The sequence below is a fragment of the Mesorhizobium sp. M0894 genome, assembly GCF_040319725.1.
Classification (GTDB): domain Bacteria; phylum Pseudomonadota; class Alphaproteobacteria; order Rhizobiales; family Rhizobiaceae; genus Mesorhizobium.
This window is the reverse complement of record NZ_JAMYOG010000043.1, coordinates 1-11,726: the sequence shown is the minus strand read 5'-3', so window position 1 is coordinate 11,726 and position 11,726 is coordinate 1. Positions and strand designations below refer to the sequence as shown.

Sequence of the window (11,726 nt, the reverse complement as noted above, 5' to 3'; positions counted from 1 at the left end):
TCACCTCAAACCGCGGCTTCGCCGAATGGGGCGAGGTCTTCGGCGATCCTGTCGTCGCAACCGCACTTCTCGATCGCCTGCTTCATCATGCGGTCGTCGTCCAGATCGAAGGATCGAGCTATCGGCTCCGACAACACGCCGAGCTCATGCCCGAACACCTGCGATCAAAAGCCTCCATCACGCCGCCGACGCTCAACGCACCATCACGACCGCGCGGCCGGCCGCCGAAAAATGGACACCCTTCCGCAACAGCCTGAGCGGCGAAACTGGGGAATTTTACTTCGGCACTTTTGGGGAAAATTCGAGCGGCATTGGCAGCAGGCCAGCCGTGCAGCCTTTGCCGATCGCGTGCGCGAGCTCATTGGTGCTGACAATATCGTCATGGCGCTGGTCGAGCCGCTCCTGGCGATCGTAGCAGCCACGATGTTGCGCGTTCGGGTACTGACAAAGCAGGTTCTCGACATGGCCCGCAAGGAGCAAGTCTGTCGGCGGCTGATGAGCGCGCCCCGCGTCGGGCCGATCACCGCGCTCCATATCGCAGCATGCGCGACATCAATCACGTCGATGTAAATGCATCGCTGGATATACCGTGACGTTCCGGGGACGATCGCGCTTAATGGCCCTGACGACATTGGACGCCTTAGCAAGGCTGCTTGCCAGCACGCTGTAGATGTCTTGGCCAGCGCTGGTAAGCATCAGTTCGGTTCCTCGCCTCACAAACAGCGGAACACCAATGTCGCCCTCGATGGCCTTGATCTGCCGACTAATTTCTCCCGATGTCATGCCCAGCTCGGAAGCCGCAATCTCGAATGAGAGATGGCGTGCCGAGGCCTCGAACGCCGTGAGGGCAGTCAGTGACGGGAGGTCGTAATACTGCGGAACCATTGAAGAAGCCAATCAGTTCGGGAGTCGCGAAGGGTATCCATTCGTCCTCTAGCCCTAAAACACCGCTGTCATTCTGATCAATATCACTAACCTTTAGAAGGGAGTGCGGCCCTCCGCCGGGAACCGGGCAAGTTGCGTGCCGAGCTGGCGCACCGAATTAGTTGCACCATTCCCATACCGACGGCCGCCCCCGCAACCTTGTTCGTCGGTTTTCCGACATTCTTGTCCAAGGTTTGTGAATAAACGTGCGCGGGACCGTCCCGTTGACGGTGCGGAATCCGGCCGTGTTGGGCTATGAGGTCTATCGGGGATATAGTCGCCATCGTTTCGTGCCGAAGCGGGGGGTGCCACGACACAATCCTGATAGGGAGAAATTCGGATACGCGATATGGGCCTGGCAGCGGCCGTTATCGGCCTTGCCGCCCGTCAGCATCGGTCCGGCGCTGCCGTCAGCAGCAGACGCTTGGGAGCAAGCACATGCGCCTCGATCGGCGCGAACACCGCGGCACAGGCTTCGATTTGGCGCGCCAGCCTGGAGAGGCTTAGATCGATGTCCTAGCGGTACAGCGCCCAACCGCAGTTCAAAGGCTAATGCCGGGGACTCTCAAACGGGATTGTCGCCACAGCGGCTCGGCAAAGCCGCGCGACGCCACAAATTTAGGGCCACGCGATCGCCCCGCATTCGTGACGGGAACTTCTGGATCACTTTAAACTGGTGCAGGATGACCTTAACTGCCTGTCCGCTCTCATCGCGCTTTGGCCAAGTGAGCGTAACTTGCTGCGAAACGCCCAAATTTGTGCTCGCCGCACGTCACCCGGTTGTAGCGAAGCGGGTTGCTGTCCGTAATACATGAGGGCAATGGTTCGATGATCGCATCGAAATCAGCGTCGATAAAGAAGGGGATTGAGTATCGCTCGCGTCCCGAGCTATTCACCACGCGGTGCAAGTTCGCCAGGTAGACATCATTGGTGAGCCGCTGAATAAGATCGCCAATGTTGATTACGAATGTGCCGTGGATTGGAATGCCCTCGACCCAAACGCCATCTCGGTTCATGACCTGAAGGCCACCCACGTCGTCCTGCGCCAGGATGGTCAGATTGCCGTAATCCGTGTGGGCGCCGATACCGATAATCTCTTCGCCAATATGGCCACTCTGCGGCGGGTAATGAAGCAGGCGCTGAATGCTGATAGGTTGCCGCATGAGGCTTTCAAAATAGCTTTCCGACAGGTCCAGACTGAGCGCAATGCCCTGCAAGAGTTTTTTCGCGAGGTCCGCCATCTTTTGATGGTATCCATATGTCAGTTCCCGAAACTCGGGCAGACTTGAGGGCCACTGGTTGGGGCCAAAGAACGGACCTTCCAGCGCCGAACGTTCAGGTCCGATGTCAAAGCACTCCTTCAGGTCTTTCGTTTTGCCCGGATCGGTGTTCTCGCCGAACGGCTCAATGTATCCGCGAAGGGCCACATCGGATTTGCTAACATGCAATGTCATCTTCTGCGAAATGGGTAGATCAAAGAACCGACGGCTCACATCGAGTACCGAATCCACCAAGCCTTGGGGAATACCGTGGTTCTTCACATACATGAACCCAGTGTTCGACAAGGCCCAACGTATCTCCTTGGCCACCATCTGTTTGTTGCTGCGATCGAGAAGCGGCGCTATATCAACCAGGGGGATCTTGTCAAAGCTTTCTCGTTTCGCGCGCAGCTTGTCGTCCAGTCTGACCACGACTTTCTTAGACATGAGTACACCTTTTCTTATTTGACTGGCAGCGTGAAGAACGTAGGGAAGCTTGGATAGGTTCTTTTCGAGGTGCCGTGCTCAATAAACCGAACCTTTGGCAGAGCATGCGTAGACACTCCCGCTCTTCGTTGTCGCCTTGCATCGGCTGCCAGCTTCGCCAGCGAGATTTGTGGCAGCGTGATCATGGCCGCTCCTCCGTTAGTGCGCTGGCCTTCTCGAGCACCTGGAAAACCCAGTAGTGCGCGTCCTCCTCGGCGACGTATCTGGCGTCGTTTAGACGCTGTGCCGGCACAAGGATGCCCGCATCCTCCAGACGCCGCACCTCGTCTTCAAAGGATGCAGTCTCCGCATAGCTCTTGCGGGTGCTTGCGATGATGAATCCGTTTGGGCGCGTGACGCGAGCCAGTTCGCGCAGCCCCTCCGGTCGGACATGCCCGAGCGTGAAGACGCCGCAGCAGACCGTGATGTCATAGCTCGCGCTGGAGTAGTCGGACAGCGGCCCGTTAAGGTCGACGTTGCCTTGGACATGGCGGTAGACGCGGGTTTGCCGGGCCTGTTCGGCCATCTCTTCGGAGAGGTCGATCCCGTCGATCAACCGGAAGCCGAGAAGTTCCAGTTCCACGCCGACGAGGCCCGTTCCGCAGCCGGCGTCCAGGATTGCGATTGCTGCTCGCTGCCTCGTCAAATAGGCCGTCTGCACAGCACCCGTCAGTTCCGCCACGATCATCGGCCCGCAATACCCGTCACGGCCGACATCCAACTCGTAGGATCTGGCCCATTCGCGATAGAAGTTGGTCAAGCGACTGACGTCGCCCTCAAGGGCATGAGAATCCTTGATGCGCTTTCGTGCCGCTAGCTCCAATGCCGTCTGCTGATCGAGAGTGTTCATGACAGTTCCTCCGTATAGGGCCAGACGGTCATCGGCGGCGCGCCGGTCGGCACCTGCTGCCGCCTTCGCGACAAGGGGCTCAAAAATCGTGCCAACTAGCCGCCACGAGGCGAAGAAACATTTTTCCAGCTGTTTTCAGCTGTTGGCCAGAGCCAAAGTAAGAAATTGCTAAGCAAGCCTGTCTCGCGGACCGACAAAACTGACAGAATGTCGGATGCCTTCAACTGAGACCGGAATACATAATGTCGCCGGAGAGCCACAAGGGCAGGCGACCCCAGGCAAACGGCAGGGCTGTCCGGGGAATTGTCCGGGAGTGGGAACGCCGCGGGCCCATGCCCCGCACGACGGCAGCTCTAGGTTTCAAGACTCAGGGGGGCGAGGCATGCGGATCCCACTAGACAACTTCGGCAGCTGGTCGAACCAACCAATTGGCGCGGCTTCCAGGCAATTTTGGATCGTCATGGATGGCCTTCCGTCTTGCTCCCGACGCAAACACGATAGAACAGGCGGTCGCGGCGCTGCGTGGGTTCGGCTCAATCGGCGTTCACCTGCGGCGGCAGTTGATGGCGTCGGTTGGTGAGCGAACTCTCACCAAGAGTGTACTTCAAGCTGCCGCTAACAGGGTTGCCGGTGCCGATTGTCAAGGCTTTCTTCCCTGCTGGACTACAGCAGCCTGCGCGGAATGGGTTTGGACCATTCCCTTGCGAACACCTCGTTTCTCTCGGGCCCTCGCTGGCGCGCACCTTGCGGCGCTCATGCTGCAGGCGGCGGTCGACCAGTAGCGATGCAGTTCCATGCCGTGCTCGACGTTGCTGTAGTGATAGGGCAGAATCGCGCCGGCCGCACAGCGACAGGCGTCCCGCTCGGGCACATGAGCGAAGTCGGTGGGGCCCGCCGCCACGCACTGCCTGATCTGGTCGCCGTCAAAGTAGCCGCGGTCGGCGATGACGTGGAGGTCCTCGGCGCCGAGCGTCTGCTGGGCAGCTTTCGCCATTGGCGCGAGCTGTGCGCGGTCGTTGCCGACGTGGTGACCTCATTCGTCACGATCAGACGGTGCTCGGTCTCGACTGCGACCTGCACGTTGCAGCCGACCACGCCGGAACCCCGGCCGCTGGTGCCATCGAGCGGGAGTCGGGTCGGCCAGGAAGATCTGCTGGTCGGGCGTCTGCCGCATCAGTCCATCAAGCGCCGCGAGCCTGCCCATCTCCTGCCTCAACCGGCTGATCTTTCTCCTTGAACTGCGCCGTCTTGGTGGTGATCGCCTCGCTCGGTTCATGTCGGTGGGCGCTGTCGAGCTGCTGCAGGTGGCGCATGCTTTCCTCGATCTGCGTGACACGACGGGCCATCTTGCCGTGGTGAAGTTCCTGTCGCGGTTGTTAATCTTACTGCGTCATAAATTGCGAGGCTGACGCGGACTGTCCAATGCCCTTATGCAGCACGGACATCGTTGCAGACGGTTGGGCAGCGCACAGTCAGGCGTCGCCCAGGGTTGGGATCGAGGTGGGGACGTGCCGCTCTGGTCGGATCGGAGGATCCGCGGGGTCGATAGCCGTCTGGAAGACCAGGTATTTGGCGACCCTGGGCGCGAGCTGGAGTTAAGGGGGGAATAGTCTCCCTCAGAGAGATCAGGAAGCCATAGGCGGCGATACAGAGACTCGCGTGGTGGTGGAAGCCCCGCCAACCTCGGACTTCGTAGTGGCCCAGTCCCAGTTCCTGCTTGAGCTCCTGATAGTCTCGCTCGATCCGCCAACGCAGCTTGGCGGGGTCGACGAACTGGGTGATTGTAGCGTTGGCCGGCAAGGTGAAGAGCCAATACTTGCTCGGCTCGACCTCGCCTTCAGGCCACTCGATCAGGAGCCACCCTTCGGCGTGAGCCTCGGGCCGATTGTAGTCCCTGGAGGCCGGCCGCAAGCGCACGGCGGCGAAGCGGAAATTGAGCTCGGTGTTGGTTCCTTCACGCTGGCCGATCGTGCGCCAAGTCCCGGCGTCGAACTCCTCGGCCAGGGCGCCTTGGCCGAGATTGGCTTGTGATTGTCGGTTCGGCCGACCCGAGACGGCGGCCGGCCTCTTCCGCTCCAAAGCTTAGGCGGCAGCGGACCCTCGCCTGGGCGCCACACGCTGAATGTGGGCTCGACCCGACAACATAGGTCAGATCGAGCTCGGACAATGGGCGCGACGCCCTCGGTCTTGGCCATCCTGATCTGCGCAAGCACGATCTGCGGCTTGGTCCGGAACGTGTTCTCTGCCGGAATCTTGGCCTTCTTACGTTGCTCGGGATCCTCCGCCCAGCTGTGCGGGAGATTCAATTCGTAGGCGATCGGAAGCGAGGCTGCGTCATTTGCGATCGATAGGCTGACCGCAATCTGCCGGTTGTCCTGCTTGCCGAACTGGCCGCAATACTGGCGCGCTACGGCCACCGAGTGCTTGGTGCCCTCCTTGGGAAAGCCGGTGTCGTCGATGATCTACGCCCGAGATCGGTCCACGCTGCCCAATGTGTGGAGAACCCAGTCGCGAACCCGCGCTAGCAAGGCCGAGTCCGACCACGAGGCCTGTCCCAGAATGCAGCAGAGACTGATGCTTGGCCGACACCCGCGACGGCGCCCTGACGGCCGCCAACGGCTCACGCTCTAGCGCTCTACGGAATAATAAGCCCGACACAATAATCCTTCAGCGGCTCAGCTCGGTCAGCATGGCCGATCACCCCGATCAACGCGTCGATATAGGCGTCGAACGCGGCTTCACTCTCGGCTGTCCAGCCGGGCATGGCGGGGTGCTCTCTGATTACGAAGCAGCACCCAACAAAGCCGCGACCAACGCGAATCCCCCCGCATCCGCGACCTTCTGACTCAGTAAGACTAGTCGCCGCCGGATAAAAATCCGTGGTAGGTCCAATGCAACTATCCACATCCCTGTTTGTTTGTAACTCAACAATGTCAGTTATCTAACAACGACGTTCTGGAGCTATCATACTGAGAGGAAATCTCTTTTTTCATTTGGCACGAAACATGCTCAATTTAGTGGCGAACGCATTTCCGGTAAGGATTAGATCGATAAATAATCATCGTGTTGGCCACCCCCGTGCGTCTCCATGATCAGCACGCTGGGTAACCCTGTGGACGATACCTGTAGTTCCCGAGCCGGTATCAAATTATGTAGGTAAAAGACAATGAATACAGCTCTAGTTACCGGCGGATCAGGGTACTTCGGACAATTCTTGAGCAAACAGTTGCTCGAGCAAGGGACCCATGTGCGCGTGTTGGACCTGAACCTCCCTAGCTTTAGTCATCCAAATATGGAGATTATCAAAGGCACGATTCTGGACCGCAATGCGGTCAAACAAGCAGTCTCCGGCGTGAATAAGGTTTTCCACAACGCTGCGCAAATTCCCTTGGCCAAAGATGTAGACTTGTTCTGGTCCGTCAATAAGGATGGCACCCAGATCATTGCTGACGAGTCGGCTGCGGCGGGCGTCGAGAAGTTGATCTATACCTCATCGAGCGCTGTCTTCGGCGTGCCGAAATCGAATCCCGTCACAGAGTATACGCAACCCAATCCTGGCGAGGATTACGGGCGCGCGAAACTCGCGGGAGAGGTCATTTGCAGGGAAGCAATGGAACGTCACGGTCTGGATGTAGCGATTGTGCGTCCTCGGACCATTCTTGGCCATGGCCGCCTTGGCACCGTCCATATCCTGTTTGACTGGATTGAACGGGGGCTCGACATTCCAGTTTTGGCTGGGGGGAACAACAAGTATCAGTTCGTTCACGCTGATGATTTGGCCTGGACATGCATTGCAGCGTCGAATGCAAAAGGATCTGCCACGTACAATATCGGCGCTGCCGAATTTGGCACAATGCGTGAACTTCTGCAGGCGGTGATCGACCATGCCGGAACCGGAAGCCGAATCAAGTCCATCCCGATGGGACCGACGACCGTAGCAGCGAATCTGGCAAGTACGCTCGGCCTCTCCCCCTTAGGCCCTTACCATCTGCTAATGTATGGGCAGTCAATGTATTTCGATATTTCGAAAGCTCAAAGAGAGCTTGGCTTTAAACCGAACTACTCAAATTCCCGGATGATAACCGATAGCTATGATTCATATTTGGCAAACAAGGCGTGCTTCTGTACAAGCAACTTGTCGCGCCACAAGTCTCCAATCAAACAGAAAATCTTAGCATTTGTGCCCTGTTTGCTGCGGGTGGTTCCCGGATGAAGGTGCCGTCTCTGATCTGGGTGCTTGCTGCAGGCCTGAATTCCTGTATTGGCAATCTATTGCTAAAGTGGAGCCGGACCTCACTGCCTGCTAATGCCGGGCTGGCCGATAATTTTCTCTCAATCGGCTTTATGGGTGGACTGGCATTTTATGGCCTCAACGTCATCTTATTTGCAAAGGGTCTGGACTCCATGGAGATATCAGTTGCTTACCCGATCTTGGCCGGCTCGGGGTTTGCGATGCTGATGATCGCATCGCATTATCTTTTTGGAGAACCATTCCACCCGCACAAGTGGATTGGCGTCGCCCTTGTGTTGGCCGGTATTGTTTCTCTAATTCGAGGTGGGTGAGATGCCATTCGATCGAGTGATCGTAGGAACGCTTATACCTTCGTGGCCATTGCTCGACGGAGAAGAAAGACCAGTTGCGGTAACTGAAGTCGCAGCAAGCGTTACCCTAGCCATTGCAGGCGCACCCTTTCATATTCGTTTGCCTGTGCGAAGCGTTTCCATATTCCTAAGCCTTTGCATTTTTTTGATTTCAGCTGGCGCGGGCGGTCCATTGGTAATTGCGCTCCGCGCGGACAGGTTTTATGCTCTTCTGCAGAGATTGCCCGGTCCCATCAGGTCCGTTGTCCGCCTTTACCGATCAATAACGCTGCTTGCATTCTACGAGCAGACGCCTGTCGCAGCAAAGCTGTCGTCCATGCGGACTGCACGGAACTAAAGGCTTCAATATGAAAGGCAGTTTTCGCCCGAGCAACCCACTGCATCTGCAAGCGGATGCGGTGATTATCGGCTCCGGTGCGGGCGGTGCCAGCGTGGCAGATGTGCTGACAGCGGCCGGCTTGTCTGTAGTCATGCTTGAAGAAGGTAAGCACGTTCCGTCATCATCGGCTTCGCCTACCGCAAGCGACGCATTTTCGTCTACATGGCGCAGCGGAGGAATAGCAGCGGCGATTGGCCGGCCCCCGATTAGTTATGCGGAGGGTCGCTGCGTGGGGGGAGGAACAGAAATCAACAGCGCTATTGCCCAGCGAGTTGATAGCGATCTTATCGATCAATGGCGCAAGCGCAACAAGATCGAGAATTTTACGCCTGATCAACTGGAGCCATATTACGAGCGCGCAGAAACGGCGATAAATGCGAGCCTGATCCCCGGTCCGCTCGGACGTGCCACCGACATCCTGAGGCAGGGGGGCGAAGCGCTCGGCTGGAAAGTGTCGGAACTGAAACGGGGACAACGTGGCTGCAAGGGCGCCAACCGGTGTTCTTATGTTTGTCCGAACGGCGCAAAGCAGTCCATGGCAGTGACCCTTCTGCCAAAGGCGATAATTCGCGGAATGCGCCTGCTGGCGCAAACGCGGGTGGACAAGATACGATTTGAAAAAGGCCGCGCCGCGGAAGTCGTTGCCTTGTCACGCCATGGCAGCGGACAACCGATGCCAGTGCGTGTAAAAGCCGACATGGTGTTCGTTTGCGCAGGTGCAATTCAAACAGCAGCACTTTTGCGCCGCTCCGGCCAGCATGAACACATCGGCAATACCCTGCGTCTTCATCCGACAATCAGGGCAACGGCGCTGTTTGACGACCCGGTAGACGCGCATCAGTCGCAGCTTCCATTGGCGGCGATTACCGAATTTATGCCGGATCAACGTATCGGTGGATCAGTGTTCACGCCCGCAATTTTTGGCCTCTCGCTCGCGGAAGACTGGACCAATCGCGGGGATCTGATGCGCGACTGGCCGTTTTGCGGCTCATACTACGGCATGATACGGCCGCGCGGAGTGGGGTCGGTAAGACCCCTTCCTGGTATTAACGAGCCGCTTGTCAGTTTCGAACTTGCCCTTCAGGACTGGATTGCTTTGGGCCAGGTTCTCACCCGGCTTGGACAAGTCATGTTTGCGGCCGGGGCACGAAAGGTGTTCCCCGGCATATCCGGCCATGAAGGGTGGACGAGCGTTGATCAAGTGCATGAATTCTGGAACAAGCCATTGCCAAAACGGGCAACAAATCTGATGACCATACATCTGTTTTCGAGCTGCCCGCCTGGGGAGCATCGGAGTGCTTGCGCGGTCGACAGTTACGGACGGGTGCGTGGCGTGGAAAACCTCTTTGTCGCCGATGGTAGCCTCATTCCAGAAGCGCCAGGCGTCAATCCCCAAATGACCATCATGGCCCTAGCCTTCCGGGTTGCGGAAGCAGCACTCTGTCATTCTGCACAACAACGCGTCCGGTCAGCCACACGAGAGAGAAATTGAGAGAGTAGATCGGGTAACTGCGTATCGCAAAACGGGACAGTCGTTCCGCTAAATCGCGGACAGCAGTTTCACCAGCGTTTCAGCAGGTAGTCGAAGGCCTTGGCGAGATCATCGTCCCCGACAGCTTGGCGCGCTCACCCTTCATCCACGCTTCCAGATCCAGGACCAGTGGCTTGCTGCGATCCTGACGAACCGCCTTTCGGCCTCCGCGCTTTGACCATTAATTTCGCGCTCGATGTCGAACAGGGCATCGATCCGTTGCATCGTTTCCAAAGCGATCGGCAATAAGACGACCGGCTTCTTGCTCTGCGCTCTTCGGCGCGCATTCGCCTCGACGTCGGCCATCGTTAAATGGGCCGCCTCGCATGGAGCCAGCAGGCTGCTTCCGTTATCCGGCCAGGCCTTCGATCCGGAAGGTAGAGCTTGGTATACCCGCCATAGGGGTCCGCCTGCAGAATGCCGCTATAGCCGGCGAGATGCGCCTGCGGGTGCTCGCCCGCGCGACCCCGCGAGTAATAGAACATCGCCGACGGTGCGGCCGTGCCACCGAATGGTCGATCGTCGCGGATATAAACCCAACTCCAGGCTGTATCGGTCTTTCTTGCAGCAAGGCCGGAACCGTCGTGTCGGCGCCCGTGCAATCGCTCGGCGGCAAACGTATGGGCTGCGGTCCGTCTGATAATCGGATCGAGCACCGCACAGTTATTAGACGGCCGCTGCGCCCGCGAAAGACAAAGACATCGCCCGTTAGGCGGATCGCGGCCGAGGCCTTCCTGCCCCGCAGCGCCAATCCCATGCCCTTGCGCATGTCGCAGTGACCGTTCGCGATCCACACCCGCACCCCGGAACTGATCGGGATCATTTGAGCGCTCGCATGACCGCGGCCGCCAGCTCGGATGGCGCAGCGGCGCCAATCTTCACCTTCACCCCATTCGGGAAGTCTACGCACACCGCCGGCTCAGCCGCATCACTATTGTTCGGAAAGCCAACAAGCTTGGCCGGGACAAACGCGGGGTCGGTTCCCTGCCCCAAAACTTGCCGCCGCCACGTATAGATCAGGCCAGTCGAGACCACCGCGCCTGGCGCGAAAGCCTCCGCCAGAATAATACGCCAGCTGCGGCGACGGCCGCTTCGAGATATCGCTGCTGCACCGCGTGCCAGGAAGCATCTTCAATCTGGCGAACATTCGTCGACACCGCGACGAGCGGCTGCCTTGTAGTGCTGCTCATTTCATCGATCTTTCATCTTTCCGGAGTTGGAACGGGCCCAGTTCCACACATGGTCGATGATCTGGCTCTCTTGCAGTGGATGCCCGATGCGGATCGACCTTGCGCGCTGTCTGCCATCGCGCCGAACTAAACGACTTCCAGTAGGCTACGCTAGGCGGACAGGGCACCCTGAACAGTTAGCTGACGTCAGCCATCGCCAACGGCTTCCGAGTGTTGTGTTGACCGAAGGTGAGCCGGCTGCCGAAGAAAGGCAGGCACCAGCATCGGAAGTACGCCCGCTAGGGCGATCGCCACTTCGAGATACTGCTGCAGCCAAGTGACTCGAACAGCTATACAACTCGCCTATGCCCCTGAAACGGCAATTGGCCGCTGATGTTGCGCGCCAGCGGCAGCACTGTGCCTTATAGGACCGCTTAGTTTCACTTCAGCGTCCCTTCATTCTTGTCGGATGATGAAGGCCGTCATACATCAGATTCGGGCTGCTCTTGAAACGGGCTTGCGAGTT

General features: G+C 58.3%; 9 protein-coding genes and 2 pseudogenes. 6 read left to right on the top strand and 5 right to left on the bottom strand.

Annotation, left to right across the window (positions count from 1 at the left end):
- On the top strand, positions 1-257 hold a 257-nt coding region (locus NKH91_RS32040; RefSeq protein WP_352885602.1), incomplete at its 5' end, for an ATP-binding protein.
- On the top strand, positions 232-570 hold the full coding sequence (locus NKH91_RS32035) for a hypothetical protein (RefSeq protein WP_352885601.1): 339 nt from the start codon (positions 232-234) through the stop codon (positions 568-570). The genes NKH91_RS32040 and NKH91_RS32035, both read left to right, overlap by 26 nt.
- On the opposite strand, the gene NKH91_RS32030 is transcribed toward NKH91_RS32035, so the two are convergent.
- The 3 genes from NKH91_RS32030 to NKH91_RS32020 all read right to left on the bottom strand — a co-directional run bounded on the left by NKH91_RS32030 (position 553) and on the right by NKH91_RS32020 (position 3,519).
- The gene (locus tag NKH91_RS32030) at positions 553-885 is read right to left on the bottom strand and encodes a LysR family transcriptional regulator (RefSeq protein WP_352885600.1); all 333 of its coding nucleotides are present in this window, start codon (positions 883-885) and stop codon (positions 553-555) included. The genes NKH91_RS32035 and NKH91_RS32030 overlap by 18 nt on opposite strands.
- A gap of 746 nt (positions 886-1,631) precedes the next feature.
- Positions 1,632-2,630 carry an isopenicillin N synthase family dioxygenase gene (locus NKH91_RS32025; protein ID WP_352885599.1) on the bottom strand — a complete coding sequence of 333 codons (999 nt, stop codon included), beginning with the start codon at positions 2,628-2,630 and terminating at the stop codon, positions 1,632-1,634.
- Positions 2,631-2,811: 181 nt separating this feature from the next.
- A complete protein-coding gene (locus NKH91_RS32020; RefSeq protein ID WP_352885598.1) occupies positions 2,812-3,519 on the bottom strand; it encodes a class I SAM-dependent DNA methyltransferase in 708 nt (235 codons plus the stop codon).
- Between the two features lie 784 nt (positions 3,520-4,303).
- Between NKH91_RS32020 and NKH91_RS32015 the strand changes: the two genes are divergently transcribed.
- Positions 4,304-4,756: a hypothetical protein gene (locus tag NKH91_RS32015; protein WP_352885597.1), complete on the top strand. Its 453-nt coding sequence runs from the start codon at positions 4,304-4,306 to the stop codon at positions 4,754-4,756.
- Between the two features lie 191 nt (positions 4,757-4,947).
- On the opposite strand, the pseudogene NKH91_RS32010 reads toward NKH91_RS32015, so the two are convergent.
- A pseudogene (locus NKH91_RS32010) lies at positions 4,948-6,283 on the bottom strand (IS701 family transposase).
- A 402-nt stretch (positions 6,284-6,685) separates the two neighbouring features.
- Here NKH91_RS32010 and NKH91_RS32005 point away from each other — a divergent pair.
- The 3 genes from NKH91_RS32005 (at position 6,686) to NKH91_RS31995 (ending at position 9,992) form a co-directional block, all read left to right on the top strand.
- A complete protein-coding gene (locus NKH91_RS32005) occupies positions 6,686-7,732 on the top strand; it encodes an NAD-dependent epimerase/dehydratase family protein (RefSeq protein ID WP_352885596.1) in 1,047 nt (348 codons plus the stop codon).
- Positions 7,729-8,082 (top strand): DMT family transporter, encoded by a 354-nt coding sequence (locus NKH91_RS32000; RefSeq protein WP_352885595.1) that lies wholly within the window; start codon positions 7,729-7,731, stop codon positions 8,080-8,082. The genes NKH91_RS32005 and NKH91_RS32000 overlap by 4 nt, the downstream gene beginning before the upstream one ends.
- Positions 8,083-8,468: 386 nt before the next feature.
- Complete coding sequence (locus tag NKH91_RS31995; protein WP_352885594.1) at positions 8,469-9,992, top strand: FAD-dependent oxidoreductase; 1,524 nt, start codon at positions 8,469-8,471, stop codon at positions 9,990-9,992.
- 71 nt (positions 9,993-10,063) lie between these two features.
- On the opposite strand, the pseudogene NKH91_RS31990 reads toward NKH91_RS31995, so the two are convergent.
- Positions 10,064-10,693, bottom strand: a pseudogene (locus tag NKH91_RS31990) (IS66 family transposase); the annotation flags it as partial.
- Positions 10,694-11,726 lie beyond the last annotated feature (1,033 nt).